We start from the raw sequence: 23,533 nt of genomic DNA, 5'->3' as shown, positions 1-23,533 counted from the left end.
GGGAGACGATGAGGCGAAGGTCATTTCTCGCAGGTATCGGTGCAACCACTGCGGCAGCTGCCATCGGCATGCCGTCGATCCTGAGGGCGCAAGCCCCGATCACGCTGAACGGTGCCGTGCAGTTCAACGACGACCATGCCTTCAACCGGGCCCTGCTGCGGTTCGAGGAGCTGGTGAAGAAATATTACGGCAAGCCCGTCAACTTCACCCTGCACAGGAACTCCTCGCTCGGCCTCGAGAAGCAGTATTTCGAGTACATGTCGCAGGGCAAGGCAGTCGATTACGGCATCGTCTCGCCGGCTCACATGTCGACCTTCGCCAAGGCCGCTCCGTTCATCGATGCGCCCTTCGTGTTCAAGGGCATCGAGCACATGAACAAGGTGGTCGAAGCCAATATCCTGGCGCCGATCGCCGACGAGGTCGCGGCCAAGGCCGAGGTGGTCCTGATCGGCTATGCCGGCGGCGGCATCCGCAACATCTTCGCCAACAAGCCGCTCAAGAATCTCGCCGATCTCAAAGGCCTCAAGGTGCGCGTGCAGGGCGCGCCGATCTGGTCGAAGACCTTTGCAGCCGTCGGCATGAGCCCGACCGTGATCGCCTATAACGAAATCTACAATGCGATCCAGAACGGCGTCATCTCGGCCGGCGAGAACGAGGCGGCCGGCGTCGAGGCGATGAAGTTCTACGAAGTGGCGCCGCATCTGAGCCTGACCCAGCACGCCGTATCGATCCGGCCGATCTGCTTCTCGGTAAAGACGCTGAAGACCCTGCCGAAGGATCTGCAGGACGCGATCATGAAGGCGGGCAAGGAGGCCGGCGATTACGGCCGCCAGCTCGAGTCGAGCGAGGAGGTCGTCAAGCTCGACACGCTGGAGAAAGCCGGCAAGCTCAAGCGCGTTCCTTTCGAGGAACGGGACGCCATGAAGAAGCTCGCCGACCCCGTGATCGCCACCTACGCCAAGGAGATCGGCGCGGAGGGCATTTTCGACAAGATCAACGTCGTCTGAGGCCGCCGCGTCCGCCGACAGCATTCCGGGCAGGCCCCGCTTCCTGCCCGGACATGGCGGATGAGCGCCGTACGGAGCTCCAATGTCCGAAATGCACGTCCCGTCCACACCGTCGCTGTGGCGTCGCGTCACCGCGGCCTATGCGAAATTGCTGGAATTCCTGCTCGCCGCCTGCGTCGGCATCCTGGTCATCCCCGTCACGTTGCAGATCGTCTCGCGCTACACGCCGTTCATTCCCTCCTACATCTGGACCGAGGAGATGGCGCGGTTCCTGTTCGTCTGGACGATCATGATCGGCGCCATGGTGGGCATCCGCGAAGCGCAGCATTTCGAGGTCGACGTGTGGCCCGATCTGTCGCGGCGGTCGGAGGCCGCGGTGCGGATCCTCGCGCGGCTCGGCGTGCTGGCACTGGCCCTCGTGTTCGTTTGGGCCGGAATCGAATTCACACGCTTCGCCTGGAACAGGACGTCGGAGCTGGCCGATCTGCCGCTCTGGCTGATCCACATCGCTTGGCCGGTGGCCGGCGTGACCTGGATCGTGTTTGCCGGTGAACAGATCCTTGATGAAATGCGCGTTCTGGTCGGGGCACAGAGATGAGCGGCACTGTACTTTCTGCCGGACAGGCCGCCATGGTGCTGTTCGGGGTCTTCATCGGTCTGCTGATCGTGCGCGTGCCGGTTGCCTTCGCGCTCGGCCTTGCCTGCGTGCCGATCCTTCTGATCGAGCCGCGCCTGTCGCTGATGGTGCTCGCGCAGGAGACCTTCAACGCTTACAATTCCTTCATCCTGCTCGCGGTGCCGTTCTTCCTCTTGACGGCGAACCTGATGAGCATCGGCGGCATCACCGACCGCCTGGTGGCGCTGTCGCGCTCGATGGTCGGGCACTGGCCGGGATCGCTGGCGCAGATCAACGTCGTGCTGTCGGTGTTCTTTGCCGGCATCTCCGGCTCCTCGACGGCCGATGCCGCCAGCCAGTCCAAGATCTTCATCGATGCGCAGAGCAAGGAGGGCTACGACCTTTCGTTCTCCATCGCCATCACGGCGGTGTCGGCGGTGCTTGCCGTCATCATCCCGCCGTCGATCCTGATGATCGTGTGGGGCGGGCTGATCTCGACCTCGATCGCGGCGATGTATCTGGCCGGCATCGTGCCGGGCCTTTTGATTGCGGGCGCGCAGATGGCGACGGTGCACGTCTATGCGGTGCGCCGCGGCTACCCGACCTATCCGAAGGCGACCTGGGTCGAGATGCGACGCGCCATTTGGCGGTCGATACCGGCGCTGATGACGCCGTTCATCATCGTCGGCGGCATTCTGCTGGGCTGGTTCACCGCGACCGAGTCCGCCTGCGTCGCGGTGCTCTATTCCGTGGCGCTCTCCGCGTTCTTCTACCGCGAGACGGGCCTGCGCGAATTGTACAAGGCCTTGCTCGACACCGGGCGCCTTGCGGGTGTGGCGCTGTTTTGCGTCGGCACCGCAAGTGCGTTCGGCTGGCTGCTCGCCTACTACAAGATCCCGCAGGAGCTGCTCGCCAACGTCTCGACCTGGGGCATGGGCACGGTCACGGCCGGCTTCTTCATCGCCTTCTGCTTTCTGGTGGTGGGCTGCTTCCTCGACGCCATTCCGGCGATCATCATCGTCGGCACCGTGCTGGAGCCGCTCGCCAAGTCCATCGATCTTCATCCGGTCCAGTTCGCGATCATTTCCATCGTGTCGCTGGCGTTCGGACTGGTGACGCCCCCCTACGGCCTCTGTCTGATGATCGCCTGTTCGATCGCGGGCGTGCGGCTGCGCTATGCCCTGAAGGACACGGTGATCATGCTGATCCCGATGCTGCTCGTGCTGGCGGCGGTGATCATTTGGCCCAGCGTGTCGTTGTTCCTGCCGCGCCTGATCGTGCCGGAAATGCTCAAGTGAAGGGCGATGGCGTGGTCCCGCGACCGGCGGCCGCGGGATCGTCGCGGTGGGCTACAGACTGCTTTCTGTGATCGCGGCGTAAACCATGCTGCGCAGCTCGCGGCGGATCGGGTAGGCGCTCGACGGCAGCACCTGCGTCATGAAGATGGCGATCAGGTCCTCGGCGGGATCGATCCAGAACGAGGTCGTGGCGGCGCCGCCCCAATTGTATTCGCCGGGGCTGCCGGCGATCAACGTCTCGGCCGGGCGCATAGTGACGGCGAAGCCGAGACCGAAGCCGATACCGTTATAGGTCGCTTCCGAGAACAGCGAGCGCGAGACTTCCGGCAGCGCACGACCGTCCGGAATGTGGTTGGTCGTCATCAGCGCCAGCGTCTTCGGCCCGATCAGCCTGACGCCGCCGAGCTCGCCGCCATTGATCAGCGCACGGCAGAAGGTGAGATAGTCGGCGACCGTCGAGCACAGGCCGCCGCCGCCGGAGATGAACGAGGGCGGCGACAGGAACGAGCTCGTCGTCGGATCGTCCTGGAGCGTCAGCCCCTCGCGGCGCTGGCCGGCATGGAAGGTCATGCCGCCGCCGGGATCGGCGGAATAGCAGGCCGCGAAGCGATGCGCCTTCGATGCCGGCACGTGGAAATCGGTGTCGGTCATGCCGAGCGGATCGAGGATGCGCTGTTTCAAGAACTGCTCGAACGGCATGCCGGAGATCTTGCCGATGAGATAGCCGATCACGTCGGTCGCAACGGAGTAATTCCAGGCCTCGCCCGGCGAAAACTCCAGCGGGATCTTGGCCAGACCCTCGATCATGGTTTGGAGTGTGCCTGACTTCTCGACTTCGCCGATCTTTTCAGTGCGATAGGCGGCATCGACGTTGGAGCGTTGCTGGAAGCCATAGGTGAGCCCAGACGTGTGGCGCAAGAGATCGACGATCAGCATCGGCCGGGACGGCGGCCGGGTCAGGAACGCCGGGTAGGTGCCGGCGACAAACACGCCGAGGTCCTTCCACTCCGGAATGTATTTGGCGACGGGCTCGTCGATCGCGACGAGGCCTTCCTCGACCAGCATCATGAAGGCGACGCTGGTGAGCGGCTTGGTCATGGAATAGATGCGGTAGATCGTGTCGTCCTTCACCGGCACCTTGCGCTCGACATCGGCAAAGCCCTGCACCGAGCTGTGCGCGACCTTGCCGCGGCGGTAGACCAGAAGATGCGTGCCCGGGAAACGGCCGGCATCGATGTACCGGCGCTTGAGATGCGCATCGACGCGGTCGAGCGCGGCCTTGGACATGCCGACCGATTCGGGCGAGGCGGGGGTGGGGGCGAGCATCGGTTCCTCCGGGGCGTTTTGTCGGAAAGTTGATACCGAAATGGCGGCCGCATTCCAAGTCGGTTGCGCTTAACGAGGCCGAGCCGGCTGGTGTAGACTCAGGCCCCGGAACGCAAGGAGCCTGCCAGGGCCAACGAGAAGAACGCGAGGGCAAACGCACCATGACTCAGTTCACCGAGACCGAACTCACCGAAGCCGTCGTCAAGAGCTTCGACCACACGCCCGACACGCGCGCGAAATTCCTGCTGCAGGAATTGGTGAGGTCGCTGCACGATTACGTGAGCAAAACCGGTCTCACTTTCGAGGAATGGGAGTACGCGATCGATTTCCTGACCCGAACGGGGCAGAAATGCACGGACACGCGCCAGGAATTCATCCTCTTGTCCGACGTGCTCGGCGTCTCCATGCTGGTCGACGCCGTCAATCACAGGGATCGCGACGGTGCCACGGAGACCACGGTGCTCGGCCCGTTCTACGTCGGTGAGCACAAGGTGACTGCGCACGGCACCGACATCTCGCCGAACAACCAGACTGGCGAGCGGATGTTCGTGCAGAGCCGCGTCACCGATCTCGCGGGCAAGCCGCTCGCCGGCGTTCCCGTCGACGTCTGGCATGCCGATGACGACGGCTTCTACGATTCCCAAAAGCCGAACTACGACGAGGTCGGCGCCTCGGCGCGGGCGCGCTTCATCACAGATGACGATGGCCGCTTCTACTTCCGCACCATCCTGCCGTGCAGCTATCCGATCCCGATCGATGGTCCGGTCGGCGAGATGATCGTGCAGACCGGCCGTCACCCGATGCGCCCCGCGCACGTGCACTTCCTCGTGAACGCCAGAGGCTATGAGCCGCTGATCACGCACGTCTTCATGGACGGTGACAAATATCTCGATTCCGACGTGGTGTTCGGCGTCAAGGACGACCTCGTCGCCAAGGTCGAGCCGCGCAACGATCCGGTGATGCCCGACGGCACCAAGGCGAACGGGCGGTGGCATCTGATGAGTTACGAATTCCACCTCAAGCCGGGCAGCGGCATGGCGCCGAAACCGCTGGGGGTGAAGACGGCGGAGCCGGCGTGAGGGCTTGCTAAGAGGCGCGGCAGCCTGGACGCGTACGACATCAGCTGTGCCGCTGAAAGAAGTGCAGTTATGGACCTCAGCGAATTTCCGAGTTGGACGACTTGAGGACATTCAAGCTGAAAAATGATAGAAGAGCCCGCACCTGCTTGGTGACCGCCGGAGCAAGCTGTGCCTAAGTATTTTCCGATCGACGCGGGCGTGAGATTCGACTGCGATAAGAGCGACCTTCTCGCGATCAAATGGGAAGCCTATAGTCTTTCGGCGGACTTCCAACTGCCGGACGCAAAGAGGCAGGCGCTTCGTGTTCGCTTCAATAGCGCGACAATAGTGCGTCTCTTGGACGAAATGCCGCTCAGCACCGAACAACAGCCTACGAAGAACGAGGGACTAGTTCCAAGGCACTTCGCATATCGCGTAGAGGGTTCTACCTTCGCGGACACCCAGTCGGAACCATGGAAGAAGGTTCATCATCCTGTTCGACATTACGAATTTATCACGGGATGGGGCTGCATGGATGTGCTCTCCGGAGCAGACCCGACTTTTGAAGTTATCGATATCAGCGACTGACGAAGGTCCGGAACGAGTCACAGCTGGTATTGGCAACCTTGGTCGCCACAATTGGATCGTTGGTCACCCGGATCTTCTGCATGGAAAGAAAATCAGCACTGCACGAGCTACTTGAGCTTAAAAAGCCGCTGGACGAGATCCAGCTCACACTGGACGGTTTCGAGCGGGATATCGTCCCTTTGGTTATCCTCGAGCGAAGGCATGTGGCGTCGATCCTTCGTCGTTATTGCGACGGCGAATTGAACCGCCATGACGTCGAACGCTGGGCCAGCTTGATCGTGTCCCGCAACGACATCGACTACAATTCAGACGTCATTGTAAGGGAGTATCTATTAGAACTCGCACTTCCTGCAGACAGTCAGCTAACGAGAGAGCGCGCCGGCAAATCCGCGGTTGCGTTGATTGAAGGGCCGACCGCAAAAGCCGTCCAAGCTGCTGCGCGCGTCCTTCACGATGAAGCGATACGTCATGGTTGGTGGGGCAAATACAGGAAGTCTTACGATGAGCTTGCTGCGACCGATCCCATCGGGAAGTTGGAGTTCGACGGCCTAGTGGAGCGTATGCTGATAGCGGCCATGCAAGCTAAAGCTGGCGATAATCTCTGACCAACGGACCGCCTGATATGTCCACTTTGGGATCACGGGCGGCGATGCTCTGAGCGGTCGCATTATTTCCGCTTGCTCGTCAGAAACTAACGTTCGCGCCTTAAACGTTTACCGCGCGTGCAGCAGCGCCAGCAGCACGACAACGGCGCAGGCGAGCGCGGCCGAGATCAGCTTCCAGAACATCAGCGGGTTGCGCTCGAGGAGAGGCGTGATGCGCGTGTTCAGATAAGCCGGATTGGGATTTCTGAGCTCGAACACGAACTCGGACATGTCCTCGTGGCGCTTGTTGGGATCGGGATGCAGTGCTTTCTTGAGCGCGCCGTCGATCCAGCCCGGGATGCCGCGCTCGGCATCGATTGCGGGGCGGTATCGTAATTTCCACGCGTCCGATCGTCCGCGGATTTTGGCGAGCTGAGCGCCGTAAGGCAGATGCCCGGTCAGCATCTGGTAGCAGATGGCGGCCAGCGAGAACATGTCGGAGCGGGGCGAGCCGCCTTCGCCCAGGAAATACTCCGGCGCCGTGTACTGGACCGTGCCGAGAAATTCCGCGTCGGCCGATCGCGGCGCCGCTTCGGCGACACCGGCGACCCTCACCGATCCGAAGTCGATGATCTTGGCGGTGCCGGTCTTGTCGATCAGGACGTTGTCGGGCCTGAGATCCTGGTGCAGCATCTCCATGCGATGGAAGGCGCGAAGTCCGGTGGCGATCTGCTCGATGATCCTTCGCACCGTCTCCAGATCGGGACGCGGATTGTCGAGCATCCATTGCCGCAGCGTCCGCCCCTCGACGAACTCGGTCGCGACGTAGAGGTAGTTGCGCCGCGTCGATCGCGATCGCGGCTTGAGCACGTACGGACTGTCGATCCGCCGCGCGATCCACTCTTCCATGAGGAAACGTTTCAGGTAGGCCTGGTTGTCGCGCAGGTCGATCGAGGGAATCTTGAGCGCGACCGTTTCCTCGGTCTCCGCGTCGACCGCGAGATAGATGTGGCTGCGGCTGCTGCCATGGATCTCCCGGATGATCCGGTAGCCGTCGAACATCGCGCGCGGCTCCAACAGAGGCGGCAGCGGCAGCGCCGCGGTCCGATCGAAAACGCCCGTTTCCTCCGGCACCGCATCGATCCGCAGGATCTGCACGGTGATGTTGTCGTCGCTGCCGCGCCGATAGGCCTCCTCCACGATCGCCTTCGCCGCGCCGTCGAGCTCGGCTGCGTGCTCGTTGATTGCACTCGTGACGAAACGCGCATCGACGAACTCGTACGCACCGTCCGTCGCCAGCAGGAAGGTGTCGCCGGCCTGGATCTCGACCGTCTGATAGTCGATCTCGAGCTGCGGATTGATGCCGAGCGCGCGGCCGAGATAGGTCTGCTCCGACGACACGATGACGCGGTGATCGTCGGTCAGCTGCTCGAGCGCCTTGCCGGCGAGGCGGTAGATCCGGCAGTCGCCGACATGGAAGATGTGCGCGGTCGCCGCCTTGATGACCATGGCGCTGAGCGTGCAGACATAGCCCTTGTCGCGGTCGTAGGCATATTGGCTCTTGCGCGTCTGCGCATGCAGCCAGGAATTGGTCGCCTCCAGCACGCGGCGGGCGGAGGTCTTCACCGTCCACGATTCCGACGTGCAGTAATAGTCCATCAGGAAGCTCTTGACCGCCGACTCGCTGGCGATCTGGCTCACCGTGCTCGAGGAGATGCCATCGGCGAGGACGGCCGCGATGCCCTTCAGGCTGAGCAGCGGCTCCTCCGGAATCAGGACGCCGTGAAAGTCCTGGTTGATGGGCTTGCGACCCTTGTCGGAGTGCTGGCCGATCGAGATCTGCAGTCCGCGGGACATCGTCGCCACCAAGGCAAAGAGAGCCTCACCCTACACGGGCGAGGCTCTCTTGTTGAGGTGCGTGTGATCAGGCCGCGACGCGGGGCTTTGCAGCCTTGTCGGCCTGACGCTTCGGCAGAGTCATGACATGGGTGGCATAGAGGGTCATGCCGGTGAAGGCGAGGCCGCCGACGAGGTTGCCGAGCACGGTCGGGATCTCGTTCCAGATCAGATAGTCCATGATCGAGAACTTCGCGCCGAGCAGCAGGCCCGACGGGAACAGGAACATGTTCACGACGGAATGCTCGAACACCATGTAGAAGAAGACCAGGATCGGCATCCACATCGCGATGACCTTGCCGGGGACCGAAGTCGAGATCATGGCGCCGACCACGCCGGTCGAGACCATCCAGTTGCAGAGCATGCCGCGCAGGAACAGCGTCGCCATGCCCGCCGCGCCGTGCGCGGCATAGCCAAGGGTTCGGCCCTCGCCGATAGTGCCGATGGCCGCGCCGACCTTGTCGGGCGCCTGCGTGAAGCCGAAGGTCGTGACGAAGGCCATCATGAAGGCCACGGTGAAGGCCCCGGCGAAATTGCCGACGAAGACGAGACCCCAATTGCGCAGCACGCCGTTGAGCGTGACGCCCGGGCGCTTGTCGATCAGCGCGAGGGGCGAGAGCACGAAGACGCCGGTCAGGAGGTCGAAGCCCAGGAGATAGAGCATGACGAAGCCGACGGGGAACAAGAGCGCGCCGACCAGCGGCTGGCCGGTGTTCACGTTGATCGTGACGGCAAACCAGGCTGCGAGGGCCAGGATCGCGCCGGCCATGTAGGCGCGGATGATGGTATCCCGGGTGGACATGAAGATCTTGGACTCGCCCGCATCCACCATCTTGGTGACGAATTCCGAAGGCGCGAGATACGACATCAATGGTTCCTTTTGCTTCGTAAGTGAGATGGACACGCCCTGGCGAGAGCGCGGCTGAACGTCATCGGCCGTGCGGGCTGCCTGCCGCGCACGAGGGCTATGGAAAGTTTGGATGCTCAGGGAATCGCGTCACGAGGACTCTGAAGCCGGGAGACCGCGAAGCAGGTGAGCTTCCGGGACGCAGCCGCCAGAGGCTGCACCAATGCGGCGATGCCGCAGTCTTCGTTGACGGCAATTGGAGAAGCAAGTTGTGTGCCGCTGGGGCGCGTCAGAAATATAAAGCAATTTCAATGCGATCTCATTCTACTTGGGCTGCTACTGGCGCCTTCGCGGCCTCTTGATTGAGCTGCTGCACAAGCTTTGTGCGTCGCACAAGGAATGTGCAGATCGCAAATTTCGCATGCGGAACTAGCCTGCGACAGTTTGGCGCGAGCGCTGCAATCCATTGAACTATCTTTGTTTTTCAGAAGGCCACGCTTGGCATGAAGCTTGAATAGTTCCAGCCGACGCCATTGAAGCCGTCCCGCGAGACATCTCATCCGATTTGCTGACGCCACCAGACGGGGGTCCCCCCGTCGCGCGTTCGCATGCGCCAAGGACGGCGCGCCGGACGGACGGGCTGCTCGCGCGCACAGCCGCAAATCATTCCCGCAACGACGCAAAAGGACGACACTGCCTATGACCAAGCGCATCCGCCGGCCCTCGGAAACGACCGGCCTCAGCCGCCGGCAATTGTTGAAGGCCACCGGCTCGACCGCCGCACTGCTCGCCGCCGCCAAGCTGAATTTCCCCGCCGGCGCCTTCGCGCAGGACGCAGGCCCCGAGGTCAAGGGCGCCAAGCTCGGCTTCATCGCGCTCTCCGATGCCGGCCCGCTATTCGTCGCCAAGGACAAGGGCTTCTTCGCCAAGCACGGCGTGCCCGACACCGACGTGCAGAAGCAGGCGTCCTGGGGCACCACGCGCGACAACCTCGTGCTCGGCTCCGAAGGCAATGGCATCGACGGCGCGCACATCCTCACCCCGATGCCGTATCTGATCTCGGCCGGCAAGGTGACGCAGAACAACCAGCCGACGCCGATGTACATCCTGGCGCGGCTCAATCTCGATGCCCAGTGCATCTCGGTCGCCAAGGAATATGCCGACCTCAAGCTCGGCACCGATGCGGCGCCGTTCAAGGCGGCCCTGGAGAAGAAGAAGGCGTCCGGCAAGGCCGTGAAGGCTGCGATGACCTTTCCCGGCGGCACCCACGATCTGTGGATCCGCTACTGGCTCGCCGCCGGCGGCATCGATCCCGACAAGGACATCGAAACCATCGTGGTGCCGCCGCCGCAGATGGTGGCGAACATGAAGGTCGGTACCATGGACTGCTTCTGCGTCGGTGAGCCCTGGAATCTCCAGCTCATCCACCAGGGCATCGGCTACACCGCCGTCAACACCGGCGAGATCTGGAACAAGCATCCGGAGAAGTCCTTCGGCATGCGCGCGGCCTTCGTCGATAAATACCCGAGGGCCAGCAAGGCGATCCTGATGGCCGTGCTGGAAGCCCAGCAATGGGCCGACAAGGCGGAAAACAAGCAGGAGCTGGCCGCCATCATGGCCAAGCGGCAGTGGATCAACTGCCCGGTCGAGGACGTCTACGATCGCACCGCCGGCAAGTTCGACTATGGCATCCCCGGCAAGGTGGTCGAGAACTCGCCGCACATCATGAAGTACTGGCGCGACCATGCCTCCTATCCGTTCCAGAGCCACGATCTCTGGTTCCTTACCGAGGACATCCGCTGGGGCAAGTACGAGCCGAACTTCGACACCAAGGCGCTGATTGCCAAGGTCAATCGCGAGGACATGTGGCGCGACGCGGCCAAGTCCCTCGGCGTCGCCGCCGCCGACATTCCGGCCTCCACCTCGCGCGGCAAGGAGACCTTCTTCGACGGCAAGGTGTTCGATCCGGAAAATCCGGCCGCCTATCTGAAGTCGCTCGCGATCAAGCGCGTCGAAGTCTGATGGAGCCCTGCGGCCGCCTTTCGGGCGGCCGCATCGTCCTTGCCACGCCGGAGAGAGATAGCGATGAACATGACTGCCACGAAGATCGAGGTTGAGACCGCGACGCCTGCCGCAACAATTGCGCCGGTCGTCGCGCTGACGCCGAAGCGTCCCCCGCGCGCCGAAGCTTACGCACGCATGGCACGCGAGACCGCCGTGCGCGTGATCCCGCCGCTGGTCGTGATCGCGCTGCTGACGCTGGTGTGGGAGCTGGTCTGCCGGCGAGCCGGCTCGGCGCTGCCGCCGCCCTCAAAAGTATTTGCGGATACCAAGGAGCTGATCTTCGATCCGTTCTTCGACCGTGGCGGCATCGACAAGGGGCTGTTCTGGCATCTGTCCGCCAGTCTCCAGCGCGTCGCCTTCGGTTACTCGCTCTCGGCCATCGCCGGCATCGCGCTCGGCGTGCTGGTCGGGCAGTCGGTCTGGGCGATGCGCGGGCTCGATCCGCTGTTCCAGGTGCTGCGCACCATTCCGCCGCTCGCCTGGTTGCCGCTCTCGCTCGCGGCCTTCCGCGACGGCCAGCCTAGCGCGATCTTCGTCATCTTCATCACCTCGATCTGGCCGATCATCATCAACACCGCAGTCGGCATCCGCAACATCCCGCAGGACTATCGTAACGTCGCCGCGGTGGTGCAGCTCAATCCGCTGGAATTCTTCGCAAAGATCATGATCCCGGCGGCGGCGCCCTACATCTTCACGGGCCTGCGCATCGGCATCGGCCTGTCGTGGCTCGCGATCGTCGCCGCCGAGATGCTGATCGGCGGCGTCGGCATCGGCTTCTTCATCTGGGACGCCTGGAACTCCTCGCATATCAGCGAGATCATCCTGGCGCTGTTCTATGTCGGTATCATCGGCTTCGTGCTGGACCGCCTGATCGCGGGGCTCGGCAAGTTCGTCACCCACGGTACCGCGCAGAACTGAGGAGAGGGGACATGACCGCCTATCTGAAGCTCGACCACATCGACAAGGTCTTCACCCGCGGCGCTGCCACGACGGAGGTGCTGAAGGACATCAACCTGACGATCGAGAAGGGCGAATACGTCTCGATCATCGGCCATTCCGGCTGCGGCAAGTCGACCCTGCTCAACATCATCGCAGGGCTGACCGGCGCCACCACAGGCGGCGTGCTGCTGGAAAACCGCGAGGTGAACTCGCCGGGGCCCGATCGCGCCGTGGTGTTCCAGAACCACAGCCTGCTGCCGTGGCTGACCGTCTACGAGAACGTCAAGCTCGGTGTCGACAAGGTCTTCGCCAAGACCAAGTCCCGTGCCGAGCGCGACGCCTGGGTGATGCACAATCTCAACCTCGTGCAGATGGCCCATGCTAGGGACAAGCGTCCTTCGGAAATCTCCGGCGGCATGAAGCAGCGCGTCGGCATCGCACGGGCGCTGGCGATGGAGCCGAAGGTGCTGCTGCTGGATGAGCCGTTCGGCGCGCTCGACGCGCTGACCCGTGCTCACCTGCAGGATTCGGTGATGGCGCTGCATCAGAAGCTCGGCAATACCATCCTGATGATCACCCACGATGTCGACGAAGCCGTGCTCCTGTCTGATCGCATCGTGATGATGACCAACGGACCGAGCGCGCGCATCGGCGAGGTGCTGGAGGTGCCGCTGGCGCGGCCGCGCAAGCGGCTCGATCTCGCGGCCAACGCCACCTATCTGAAGTGCCGTCAGCGCGTGCTCGAATTCCTCTATGAGCGTCATCGCTTCGTCGAGGCCGCGTAAGTCACGCGTTCACGCGAGATAGGCCCGCGCCCAATTAAACGACATCAAGCTCAATCCTTGTGCGTCGCACAGGGATTGAGCGAATCGCAAATTTAGCGTGCGGAAAAGCCCTGCAAAGAATTCGGGCAATACGAATAACGCCCTGAAATCCCTGTGTTTCCTGCGTGCTCGCAACTGGCACGGAAATTGAAGCGTCTTTGCGCGACGCCAACGACGACGTCCCTCAACATCATCAAATCAGCATCGTGATCTCGCCACCGGGGGTGAAGCCTCGGAGCGCGCCTCCGTGACCGGAGGTAGAGCCTGCAACGACGCAGCGGTGAGCCTGGAAGGGATAATCAATGACGAAGAATCCGACCCCGAACTCCAACTGGATTTCAGACTGGCGCCCCGAGGATGAGGCGTTCTGGAACACGACCGGCAAGTCGATCGCGCGGCGCAACCTGATCTGGTCCATCGTAGCCGAACATATCGGCTTCTCGGTCTGGCTGATCTGGAGCATCGTCACCACCAAGCTGCCGCAGGCCGGTTTCCACTACACCACCGACCAGCTGTTCCAGCTCGTCGCCGTACCGGGCCTGATCGGCGCCTTCATGCGCTTTCCCTACACTTTCGCGGTGACGACGTTCGGCGGCCGCAACTGGACCATCTTCAGCGCAGCGATCCTGTTCATCCCAACCTTGTCGCTCGCCTATTTCGTCAGCCAGCCCGATACGCCGTTCTGGCTCATGCTGCTGGTCGCCTCGACCGCGGGTCTCGGCGGCGGCAATTTCGCCTCCAGCATGACCAACATCTCCTTCTTCTTTCCCGACCGGATGAAGGGATGGGCGCTCGGCCTCAACGCGGCCGGCGGCAATATCGGTGTCTCCAGCGTGCAGCTGCTGACGCCGATCCTGATGACGCTCGCCGTCTTCAACCTGTATCAGGCGACGCCCGTCGACGGCATCTTTCTGCAGAATGCCGGCCTGATGTGGGTGCTGCCGATCGCAATCGCGGTGTTCGGCGCCGTGTTCTACATGAACAACCTCACCACGGCGAAATCGTCGGTGAAGAACCAGCTCGCGATCGTCAAGCGCAAGCACACCTGGATCATGGCCTATCTCTACATCGGCACGTTCGGGTCCTTCATCGGCTACTCGGCGGCGTTTCCGCTGCTGCTCAAGACGCAATTCCCCACCGTGACGATCTCGATCGCCTTCCTCGGCCCGCTGGTCGGCTCGCTGTCGCGTCCGCTCGGCGGCTGGCTCGCAGACCGGGTCGGCGGCTCCATCATCACCTTCTGGAATTTCATTGTGATGGCGGGCGCCACGGTCGGCGCGCTCTACTTCGTCGGGCACAAGGATTTCATCGGCTTCCTGTCGATGTTCCTGATCCTGTTCGTGACGACGGGCATCGGCAACGGCTCGACCTACCGCATGATCCCCTCGATCTTCCGCGAGGAGAACCTGTTCAAGGTGCGCGGCAAGGGCGATTCGGCGCGCAGCGCTGCCCTGAAGACCGCGAGCATCGAGAGCGGCGCGGCGGTGGGCTTCATCGGCGCGGTCGGTGCCGTCGGCGGCTATCTGATCCCGAGCGGTTTCGGCAAGTCGATCGCCATGACCGGCGGGCCGCAGCTCGCGCTCGCGGTCTATCTCGGCTTCTACGCCTCCTGCCTCGCTCTGACCTGGTGGTTCTACCTGCGTCGCAGCCCGCAGGGTGAAGGCGCGCCAAGCCTCGCCGAGGCGCGGGTGTGAGCACGGCAAATTGGCACGAATGTCGCTTCTCCCCGCATGCGGGGAGAAGTCTCTCTGATGACGTTTGATCCATGAACTTTGTCCGCAATGGCGCGGACGAAGGCAGACCGAAACAGACAGGAGAACATTTATGACGCCCGAGCAGATTACCCTCATTCAGCAGAGCTTCGCCAAGGTCGCGCCGATTTCGGAAGCCGCCGCGGTGCTGTTCTACGACCGTCTGTTCGAGGTGGCGCCGTCCGTGCGCGCGATGTTTCCCGAGGACATGAGCGAGCAGCGCAAGAAGCTGATGGGCATGCTCGCCGCCGTGGTCGACGGCCTGTCGAACCTGGAGTCGATTCTTCCCGCGGCCTCCGCGCTCGCCAAGCGTCACGTCGACTATGGCGCCAAGGCCGAGCACTACCCCGTGGTCGGCGCGACCTTGCTGTGGACCCTCGAGAAGGGTCTTGGCGAAGCCTGGACGCCCGAACTCGCCGCAGCCTGGACCGACGCCTACGGCGTGCTGTCCGGCTACATGATTTCCGAGGCCTACGGCGCGCAAGCGCAGGCCGCCGAATAGGAGATGCGTTGTGAGTGAACCGCTGGTCATCGTCGGGAACGGTATGGCGGCCGCGCGTCTGGTCGACGAGCTCGCCAAGACCGCGCTCGGCCGCTACGCGGTCGCCGTGATCGGCGAAGAGCCGCGACTCGCTTACAATCGCGTGCTGCTTTCATCCGTGCTGGCCGGCGAGACCGGCTCGCACGAGATCGAGCTGCGGCCGGCCGATTGGTGGCGAAACCGCGGCGTCACGGTGCGCTACGGCTATCGCGTCACCGAGATCGATGTCGGCCGCCGCGAGCTCAAGATCGCGGGCGAGGAGAGCATGGAATATTCCAAGCTCGTGCTCGCCACGGGATCGACGCCGCTGCGGCTCAACGTGCCGGGGGCCGATCTTGCCGGCGTGCACACGTTTCGCGACACCCGCGACGTCGACCTGCTGCTGACGCTGGCCGCGGCCAAGAAGCGCGTCGTCGTGGTCGGCGGTGGCCTGCTCGGGCTCGAAGCGGCCTACGGTCTCGCCAAGGCCGGCGCGCCCGTGACGCTGCTGCATCTGATGGATCGGCTGATGGAGCGCCAGCTCGACGCGCCCGCGGCCGACCTGCTCAAGACGCTGGTCGAGCGCAAGGGTATCCGCGTCATGCTCAATGCCGCGACGGCCTGCATCCACGGCGACGGCCACGTTCAGGCCATCGAGCTTGCCGACGGCAGCCGTATCGAGGCCGATGCGGTGATCTTCGCCGCGGGGATCAAGCCGAACGTCGCGCTGGCGAAAGAGGCGGGGATTGCGGTCAACCGCGGCGTCGTCGTCAACGACGTGATGCAGACCTCCTCGTCCGACATCTTTGCGCTCGGCGAATGCGCCGAGCATCGCGGCACCTGCTATGGCCTGGTCGAGCCGGCCTATGAGCAGGCGCGCGTGCTGGCGCGGCATCTGGCCGGCCGGCCCGCCGCCTATCAGGGCAGCGTGGTCTCGACCAATTTGAAGGTCTCCGGCGTCAACGTGTTCTCCGCCGGCGACTTCATGGGCGGCGAGGGCAGCGAGAGCCTCGTGCTGTCGGACCGCAGGCGCGGCACCTACAAGAAGCTGGTCATCGCCGACAGCCGGCTCACCGGAGCCGTGCTGATCGGCGACACAAACGATGCGCTCTGGTACCTCGAGCTGATCCGCAATCGCGACAAGGTCGCGGCGATCCGCACCGACATGATGTTCGGCCGCGCACTGGCGCAGCCTTCGAAAGCGGCGTGATATGACGGCGATCGATCCAATTCTCCGCACCACCAAGACCACCTGCCCCTATTGCGGCGTCGGCTGCGGCGTGCTCGCGACGCCCGACGGCAAGGGTGGTGCAGCAATCGCGGGCGACCCCGATCATCCCGCCAATTTCGGCCGGCTGTGCTCGAAGGGCTCCGCGCTCGGCGAAACCGTCGGGCTGGAAGGGCGGCTGCTCTATCCCATGATCCGCTGCAAGGGCGTGCTGGAGCGCGTCGCCTGGAGCGATGCGCTGGACCACGTCGCCCATCGCATGCAGCACATCGTGGCGCGCGACGGCGCGGATGCGGTCGCGTTCTATCTCTCCGGCCAGCTGCTGACCGAGGACTATTACGTTGCGAACAAGCTGATGAAGGGGTTTGTCGGCACCGCCAATGTCGACACCAATTCGCGGCTCTGCATGTCGTCCTCGGTCGCGGGCCATCGCCGCGCTTTCGGAGCCGACACGGTGCCCGGCTGCTACGAGGATCTCGACCAGGCCGATCTGCTGGTCTTCGTCGGCTCGAACGCGGCCTGGTGCCATCCGGTGCTGTTCCAGCGCATGTTGAAGAACAGGCAGGAGCGCGGCGCCCGCATGATCGTGATCGATCCGCGCCGCACCGACACCGCCAGCGATGTCGACCTGTTCCTCGGCCTCAGGCCCGGCACCGACACCGCGCTGTTCTCCGGTCTGTTCGTGCATCTCGCCGACAATGGCGTGCTGGACCAGGATTATATCGCGCAGAACACGTCTGGCTTCGACGATGCGCTGGCGCGCGCGCGCAACATCGCCGGCAGCGTCACTGCGACTGCGCTCGCCACGGGCCTCTCCGAGCAGGACGTCGCCGCCTTCTTCAGGACGTTCCTCGACACCGAGAAGGTCGTCACGCTCTATTCGCAAGGCGTCAACCAATCGGCGCAGGGCACCGACAAGGTCAACGCCATCCTGAACTGCCATCTCGCCACGGGGCGCATCGGCAAGCCGGGCGCCTCGCCGTTTTCGCTGACCGGCCAGCCCAACGCGATGGGCGGCCGCGAGGTCGGCGGCCTCGCCAACATGCTCGCGGCCCATATGGGCTTCACGCCGCCCGACATCGACCGTGTCAGGCGGTTCTGGAAGGCGCCGCGCATCGCAACCCATGAGGGGCTGAAGGCGGTGCAGCTGTTCGAGGCGATCAACCGCGGCGAGGTCAAGGCGCTCTGGGTCATGGGCACCAACCCCGCGGTGTCGTTGCCCGACGCCGACATGGTGCGCGATGCCCTGAAGAAGCTCGAGCTGTTCGTGGTGTCCGAGAACGTGCTCTCCAACGACACCGTCGCGGCCGGCCCGCACGTGCTGCTGCCGGCGCTGGCCTGGGGCGAGAAGTCGGGCACGGTGACCAATTCGGAGCGGCGCATCTCGCGCCAGCGCGCGTTCCTGCCGGCGCCGGGCGAAGCGCGTCCCGATTGGTGGATCCTGAGCGAGACCGCAAAGCGTCTCGGCTTCGGCGACAGCTTCAATTACAAATCGGCCGCCGATATCTTTCGCGAGCATGCCGCGCTCTCGGCCTTCGAGAACAATGGCAGCCGCGATTTCGACATCGGCGCGCTGACCTCGCTGTCGGACGAAGCCTTCGATGGTTTGGAGCCGGTGCAGTGGCCGGTGCGCGAGGGCGGGACGCCCGGCGAGCGCTTCTTCGCGCAAGGCGGCTTCTTCACCAATGACGGCAAGGGCCGCTTCATTGCACCGGAGGTGCCGGCGCTGCGCGGCGAGACCGGCCCGTCGCGCCCCTTAAGGCTCAACACCGGACGCATCCGCGACCAGTGGCACACCATGACGCGCACGGGCTTAAGCCAGCGGCTGGGCGCGCATCTGCCCGAGCCGTTCGTCGAGCTCCATCCCGACGACGCCGGCAAATACGGCATTGCCCATGACGGCTATGCCCGCATCACCACCGATTACGGCCAGTGCATCCTGAAGGCCGTCGTCAGCGACCGCCAGCAGCGCGGCACCCTGTTCGTGCCGATCCATTGGAGTGCGATGAACGCCTCGCATGGCCGCGTCGGTGCGCTGGTGCAGTCCTTCACCGATCCGTTCTCGGGTCAGCCGGAATCCAAGGCGACGCCGGCCGCGATCGCGCCGTACGAGTTCGTCTTCCGCGGTTTTGCCTTGTCGCGCAAGCAGCTCGATCTGCCGCAAAACCTGTTGTGGACGCGCGTGACCGTCAGCGGCGGCTTCGGCTATCTTTTCGCCGACAATGCGGATCTCGCCCGCTGGCCCGCCTGGCTCGAGAACGTCGCCGGCGAGGACGTTGCCGAATATCGCGATTTCGGCGGCGGGGTTTTTCGCGCAGCTTCGTTCGCAGGCGATCGCATCGAGACCTGCCTGTTCGTCGGCCCCGCGCATGATGCCGGCGACTGGGAAGTGGTGAAGAGCCTGTTCGCGGCCGATCAGGTCACCGACGAGCAGCGCCGCATGCTGCTGTCGGGCAAGGCAGGCGAAGGCGCGGCCTCGACCGGCCCCATCGTCTGCGCCTGCTTTGGCGTCGGCCGCGGCACCATCTGCGACAGCATCGCGAGCGGCGCGCGCACCGCCGCCGAAATCGGCGCCAAGCTCAAGGCCGGCACCAATTGCGGCTCCTGCATCCCCGAGCTGAAGCGCCTGATCGCGACGACGGAAGTGCCGGTGAAGGAAGCCAAGCTCGCAAGCGCGGCGGGGTAGCTCCTCTCCTTCCATCGTCATTGCGAGCGCAGCGAAGCAATCCAAAGTCCCTCCGCGGTGGCAGTCTGGATTGCTTCGCTGCGCTCGCAATGACGGCGCGGATGCGGCTCTTTCCAAAACGATCTCGTCCCCGGACGCGCCGCAATCGTTGCGCGTTGCAGCGCGTCCGGGACACGAGAGCGCCGTGGGCGCGGCTACTCCGCCATGCCTTCACCCAATCGACGCGCCGCCGATTGTGCCCTATGGTGCCGCGCTCCTCCTCAAAACGTCCAAAAGTAACAATGATGTACCTGGAAACGCCGCCGCGCCTGATCGAGACCAGGCTGTTCACCGCCATGCCCGACAGGTTTCGCCGCAAGGGCGTGCGAACCGATTGGGCCGATGCCAACCGGCCGAATGTGCCGACCGACAGTTTCATCGAGGGGCCATCCTTCGACAGGGACGGCAATCTCTTCATCGTCGACATTCCCTTCGGCCGCATCTTCCGAATTGCGCCCGATGGTGAATGGTCGCTCGTGATCGAATATGAGGGATGGCCGAACGGCCTGAAGATCGCATCCGACGGACGCATCCTCGTCGCCGATTACAGGCATGGAATCATGGAGCTCGATGCCGAAGCCGGCCGCGTCAAGCCGGTCGTGACCGGGCGCAATTCGGAATCGTTTCGCGGCTGCAACGATCTGCATCTCGCCTCCAACGGCGATATCTATTTCACCGACCAGGGCCAGACCGGGCTGCACGATCCGACTGGCCGGGTTTATCGATTAGCCGCGAACGGCCGCCTCGATTGCCTGCTCGACACCGGCATCAGCCCCAACGGTCTCGTGCTCGACCCAACCGAAACGGTGCTGTTCGTCGCGATGACTCGGGACAACGCGGTGTGGCGGCTGCCGTTCATGAAGGACGGCAGCGTGTCCAAGGTCGGCCGCTTCTGCTCGCTGTTCGGCACCAGCGGACCGGATGGGATGACCATGGATGCCAAGGGCCGCCTGTTCGTCGGCCATGCCTCGCTCGGCCACGTCTTCGTGTTCGCGCCGAACGGCGAATTGATCGCGCGGATCAAGTCGTGCGCGGGACCGAATTGCACCAATGTCGCGATCGGTGGCGAAAACAAGGACCGTCTCTATATCACGGAGTCTTCGACCGGCAGCGTGCTGGTCGCTGATATTGGCGGACTGTGAGCTTTAACATGAACACAAAACCCTTCGGCAAGACCGGCGCCAACGTCTCCGTCATCGGGCAGGGCACCTGGTATCTCGACCACGGCGACCGCAAGCGCGCGATCGCGGCGCTGCAGCGCGGGGTCGATCTCGGCATGACCCACATCGACACCGCCGAGATGTACGGCGATGCCGAGCTCGTCATTGCGGACGCGATCGCAGGCCGGCGCGATGAAGTGTTCCTCGTCTCGAAAGTGCTGCCGAGCAATGCCTCGCGCCGCGGCACCATCACCGCCTGCGAGCGCTCGCTGAAGCGGCTGAAGACCGATCGGCTCGATTGTTATCTCTTGCACTGGCGCGGCTCCTATCCGCTGGAGGACACCGTCGCTGCGTTCGAGGAGCTGGTGCAATCAGGCAAGATCAAATCCTGGGGCGTCTCCAATTTCGATGCCGACGATCTCGACGAGATTCTCGAAGTCTCCGGCGAGGGCCGGATCGCCTGCAACCAGGTGCTCTATCATCTGAAGGAACGCGCGATCGAACACGCGGTGATCCCGTGGTGCGAACGGCACAATGTCGCCGTCGTTGCCTACTCGCCGTTCGGCCACGACGATTTCCCCGCAAGCAGCAGCAAGGGTGGCGCCGTGCTGGCGCGCATCGCGGAAGCGCATCGTGCGACGCCGCGTCAGGTCGCGCTGAGCTTCCTGACCCGTGCGACTACGGTGTTCACGATTCCGAAGGCCTCGTCTGCGGAACATGCCGGCGAGAATGCGGCGGCGGGCGATCTCGTGCTGACGAAAGACGAGGTTGCCGCGCTTGATGCGGCGTTTCCGCGCGGGCCGAAGCCGCGCGGCCTGCCCATGCTGTAGTGCACAACGGGCAATATTAACGGAGCATTGACGCGCGCGGCGGCTCGCGCATATCGGCATCCTGTTTTCGGAAGTTGTGAACGCGGGGCATTTGTCGTTTTTTACGGCTGTTCTCGATTCGCATTTTGCCCGGGTTCCAGCCGTGACACCGCCGCCCGCCGCAGCCGCAAGGCTCGACAGTATTCCCATGCCCGTGCCGGAGAAGAAGCAGGAGGCTCGCCGCGCGCCTGCGCGCGTCGATCATCCCTTCAAAGGCATCGCGCTGATCCTGCTCTCGACGGTGTTTCTCGGCTGCTCCGACGTCACTGCGAAATATCTTTCGACCAGCCTGCCCTCGATCGAGATCACCTGGATCCGGTTCCTCACCTTCACGCTGCTGTTCACGCCAGTGATGCTGCCGGCCTCGCCGTTCTATGCGATGCGGACCAAGCGTCCGGGCCTGCACGTGATGCGCGGGGCGGCACTGCTCGGCTCCTCGCTGTTCTTCATCACTGGCCTCGGCTTCCTGCCCATCGCGGAGGCCTCCGCCACCGGCTTCGTCGCGCCGCTGTTCGTCACGGCGCTCTCGATCGTGTTCCTCGGCGAGAAGGTCGGCATGCGCCGCTGGCTCGCCACCGCGCTTGGCCTCATCGGCGTGCTGATCATCCTGCGCCCGGGCACCAGCGCGTTTCACCCCGCCGCCTTCTTTCCGTTGGTCTCGGCGGCATGCTGGGCCGGCACGCTGATCCTGACGCGGATGATGAGCGGACGCGAAGCCGTCGTCACCACCATGGCCTATTCCTCGCTCACCGGCCTTGCCATCCTCACCGCGATCGTGCCGTTCGTCTGGGTGACGCCGTCCTGGACCGCGATCGCACTCGGCATCTTCATCGGCGTCGCTTCGACCGCGGGCCAGTGGATCGTCGTGCTGGCCTATCGCTACGGCGATGCCTCGGTGCTGGCGCCGTTCTCCTACTCCCAATTGTTGTGGGTCAGCATTCTCGGCTTCTTCCTCTTCGGCGAGGTTCCGAGCATCTGGACCGTTGTCGGTGCAGCCTTCATCGTCGCCAGCGGTCTCTACATCGCCCATCGCGAGCGCGTCCGCCGCGCCCAGCTCCTGGTGCTGGAAGAGCGTTCTCCGAACGCCTGACGCAAGTTCGCAGCTTTCGCGTCGTGCTATCAATGGCTCCAGCGATCAGGGAGGAGCTGGATGCGCGCCGCGATTTTCAGGAACGGTGAAATTGTCGTTGGCCGGATGGCCGAGCCGACGCCGGGCCCCGGCCAGATTCTGGTCAAGACGCTCGCCTGCGGCATCTGCGGCTCCGACCTGCATGCACGCCAGCACGCCCATCGCATGGTGGAGATGGCGCGGAAGGTCGGGCGCAAGCCGATGGACCTCAGCCGCGATGTCGTGTTCGGCCACGAGTTCTGCTGCGAGATCGTCGATTACGGTCCCGGCACATCGCGCAAGCTGAAGCCGGGAACCCACGTCTGCTCGCTGCCCGCGCTGGTGACGCCTGCGGGTATCGAGGGCATCGGTTACTCCAACGACAATGTCGGCGGTTATGCCGAGGCGATGCTGCTGAGCGAAGCGCTGCTGCTCGAAGTGCCGAACGGCCTCGCGCCGGAGCATGCGGCGCTGACCGAGCCGCTGGCGGTCGGCGTTCATGCCGTCGCCAAAGCCAATATCCGTGGCGGGGAGGTGCCGCTCGTGATCGGCTGCGGTCCGGTCGGGCTTGCCGTGATCGCCGCGCTGAAGCTCAAGCGGCTGCATCCGATCGTTGCGGCCGACTATTCGCCGGCGCGGCGCGCCCTCGCGGCAAAGCTCGGCGCCGACATCGTCGTCGATCCCAAGGTGTCGCAGCCTTACGCGACCTGGGCCGAGCACGCGCAGATGTCGGAGGCCGAGAAGGCGGCGCGGCCGCCGTTCCAGGCCATGCTGCCGGCGCTGAAGCCCGCGATCATTTTCGAATGTGTCGGCGTGCCCGGCCTGTTGCAGCAGGTGTTCGAGGGCGCCCCGCGCGATGCGCGCATCGTCGTGGTCGGCGTCTGCATGGAGAGCGACAGAAGCGAGCCCATGCTCGGCATCATGAAGGAACTGAACGTCCAATACGTGCTCGGCTACACGCCGGAGGAGTTCGCTGCGTCGCTGCGCCTGATCGCGGACGGACAGGTGGACGCAGCCGCGATGGTCACCGCCGAAGTCGGCCTCGACGGCGTCGCAAAAGCGTTCGCCGACCTCGCCAACCCCGAAGCGCATACCAAGATCATCGTGCAGCCGTGGCGATAGGAG

20 protein-coding genes are annotated in these 23,533 nt (G+C 63.9%); 17 read left to right on the top strand and 3 right to left on the bottom strand.

Going from position 1 to position 23,533, the window contains the following annotated elements:
- Nucleotides 1-8 precede the first annotated feature (8 nt).
- The 3 genes from HZZ16_RS05295 (at nt 9) to HZZ16_RS05285 (ending at nt 2,921) form a co-directional block, all read left to right on the top strand.
- Entirely contained in the window at nt 9-1,007 is a 999-nt protein-coding gene (locus tag HZZ16_RS05295; RefSeq protein WP_197947459.1) for a TRAP transporter substrate-binding protein, read from the top strand.
- An 82-nt stretch (nt 1,008-1,089) separates the two neighbouring features.
- Nucleotides 1,090-1,605, top strand: coding sequence for a TRAP transporter small permease (locus HZZ16_RS05290; RefSeq protein WP_197947458.1), 516 nt, complete (start codon nt 1,090-1,092; stop codon nt 1,603-1,605).
- Complete coding sequence (locus tag HZZ16_RS05285; protein WP_197947457.1) at nt 1,602-2,921, top strand: TRAP transporter large permease; 1,320 nt, start codon at nt 1,602-1,604, stop codon at nt 2,919-2,921. The genes HZZ16_RS05290 and HZZ16_RS05285 overlap by 4 nt, the downstream gene beginning before the upstream one ends.
- A gap of 51 nt (nt 2,922-2,972) precedes the next feature.
- On the opposite strand, the gene HZZ16_RS05280 is transcribed toward HZZ16_RS05285, so the two are convergent.
- Nucleotides 2,973-4,247, bottom strand: coding sequence for a serine hydrolase domain-containing protein (locus HZZ16_RS05280; RefSeq protein WP_197947456.1), 1,275 nt, complete (start codon nt 4,245-4,247; stop codon nt 2,973-2,975).
- A 161-nt stretch (nt 4,248-4,408) separates the two neighbouring features.
- Between HZZ16_RS05280 and HZZ16_RS05275 the strand changes: the two genes are divergently transcribed.
- The 3 genes from HZZ16_RS05275 to HZZ16_RS05265 all read left to right on the top strand — a co-directional run bounded on the left by HZZ16_RS05275 (nt 4,409) and on the right by HZZ16_RS05265 (nt 6,498).
- Entirely contained in the window at nt 4,409-5,326 is a 918-nt protein-coding gene (locus HZZ16_RS05275) for an intradiol ring-cleavage dioxygenase (RefSeq protein ID WP_197947455.1), read from the top strand.
- Between the two features lie 168 nt (nt 5,327-5,494).
- A complete protein-coding gene (locus HZZ16_RS37080; RefSeq protein WP_197947454.1) occupies nt 5,495-5,893 on the top strand; it encodes a hypothetical protein in 399 nt (132 codons plus the stop codon).
- 80 nt (nt 5,894-5,973) lie between these two features.
- Nucleotides 5,974-6,498 (top strand): hypothetical protein, encoded by a 525-nt coding sequence (locus HZZ16_RS05265; protein WP_197947453.1) that lies wholly within the window; start codon nt 5,974-5,976, stop codon nt 6,496-6,498.
- A gap of 108 nt (nt 6,499-6,606) precedes the next feature.
- Here the strand turns inward: HZZ16_RS05265 and HZZ16_RS05260 are convergent, their stop codons facing one another.
- Nucleotides 6,607-8,334 carry a bifunctional protein-serine/threonine kinase/phosphatase gene (locus HZZ16_RS05260; RefSeq protein WP_197947452.1) on the bottom strand — a complete coding sequence of 576 codons (1,728 nt, stop codon included), beginning with the start codon at nt 8,332-8,334 and terminating at the stop codon, nt 6,607-6,609.
- Between the two features lie 67 nt (nt 8,335-8,401).
- Nucleotides 8,402-9,241 carry a formate/nitrite transporter family protein gene (locus HZZ16_RS05255; protein WP_197947451.1) on the bottom strand — a complete coding sequence of 280 codons (840 nt, stop codon included), beginning with the start codon at nt 9,239-9,241 and terminating at the stop codon, nt 8,402-8,404.
- A gap of 678 nt (nt 9,242-9,919) precedes the next feature.
- Between HZZ16_RS05255 and HZZ16_RS05250 the strand changes: the two genes are divergently transcribed.
- The 11 genes from HZZ16_RS05250 to HZZ16_RS05200 all read left to right on the top strand — a co-directional run bounded on the left by HZZ16_RS05250 (nt 9,920) and on the right by HZZ16_RS05200 (nt 23,530).
- The gene (locus HZZ16_RS05250; protein WP_197947450.1) at nt 9,920-11,242 is read left to right on the top strand and encodes a CmpA/NrtA family ABC transporter substrate-binding protein; all 1,323 of its coding nucleotides are present in this window, start codon (nt 9,920-9,922) and stop codon (nt 11,240-11,242) included.
- A gap of 63 nt (nt 11,243-11,305) precedes the next feature.
- Nucleotides 11,306-12,202, top strand: a complete 897-nt coding sequence (gene ntrB / locus HZZ16_RS05245; protein WP_197947449.1) for a nitrate ABC transporter permease — start codon at nt 11,306-11,308, stop codon at nt 12,200-12,202.
- Between the two features lie 11 nt (nt 12,203-12,213).
- A complete protein-coding gene (locus tag HZZ16_RS05240; RefSeq protein WP_197947448.1) occupies nt 12,214-13,008 on the top strand; it encodes an ABC transporter ATP-binding protein in 795 nt (264 codons plus the stop codon).
- 341 nt (nt 13,009-13,349) lie between these two features.
- Nucleotides 13,350-14,741 carry an MFS transporter gene (locus tag HZZ16_RS05235; RefSeq protein WP_197947447.1) on the top strand — a complete coding sequence of 464 codons (1,392 nt, stop codon included), beginning with the start codon at nt 13,350-13,352 and terminating at the stop codon, nt 14,739-14,741.
- Between the two features lie 130 nt (nt 14,742-14,871).
- On the top strand, nt 14,872-15,300 hold the full coding sequence (locus HZZ16_RS05230; RefSeq protein WP_197947446.1) for a globin family protein: 429 nt from the start codon (nt 14,872-14,874) through the stop codon (nt 15,298-15,300).
- 10 nt (nt 15,301-15,310) lie between these two features.
- A complete protein-coding gene (locus HZZ16_RS05225) occupies nt 15,311-16,528 on the top strand; it encodes an NAD(P)/FAD-dependent oxidoreductase (RefSeq protein ID WP_197947445.1) in 1,218 nt (405 codons plus the stop codon).
- 1 nt (nt 16,529) lies between these two features.
- Nucleotides 16,530-19,232, top strand: coding sequence for a nitrate reductase (locus tag HZZ16_RS05220; protein ID WP_197947444.1), 2,703 nt, complete (start codon nt 16,530-16,532; stop codon nt 19,230-19,232).
- A gap of 284 nt (nt 19,233-19,516) precedes the next feature.
- Nucleotides 19,517-20,413: an SMP-30/gluconolactonase/LRE family protein gene (locus HZZ16_RS05215; protein WP_197947724.1), complete on the top strand. Its 897-nt coding sequence runs from the start codon at nt 19,517-19,519 to the stop codon at nt 20,411-20,413.
- Nucleotides 20,414-20,421: 8 nt separating this feature from the next.
- On the top strand, nt 20,422-21,261 hold the full coding sequence (locus tag HZZ16_RS05210; protein ID WP_197947443.1) for an aldo/keto reductase: 840 nt from the start codon (nt 20,422-20,424) through the stop codon (nt 21,259-21,261).
- A 187-nt stretch (nt 21,262-21,448) separates the two neighbouring features.
- Entirely contained in the window at nt 21,449-22,390 is a 942-nt protein-coding gene (locus HZZ16_RS05205) for a DMT family transporter (protein ID WP_197947723.1), read from the top strand.
- 60 nt (nt 22,391-22,450) lie between these two features.
- Complete coding sequence (locus HZZ16_RS05200; protein WP_197947442.1) at nt 22,451-23,530, top strand: zinc-binding dehydrogenase; 1,080 nt, start codon at nt 22,451-22,453, stop codon at nt 23,528-23,530.
- Nucleotides 23,531-23,533 lie beyond the last annotated feature (3 nt).

Origin of the sequence: Bradyrhizobium glycinis (assembly GCF_016031655.1) — a bacterium.
Lineage (GTDB): Bacteria > Pseudomonadota > Alphaproteobacteria > Rhizobiales > Xanthobacteraceae > Bradyrhizobium > Bradyrhizobium glycinis.
The sequence above is the reverse complement of the archived record's forward strand: the minus strand, read 5'-3'. Positions and strand labels throughout refer to the sequence as shown.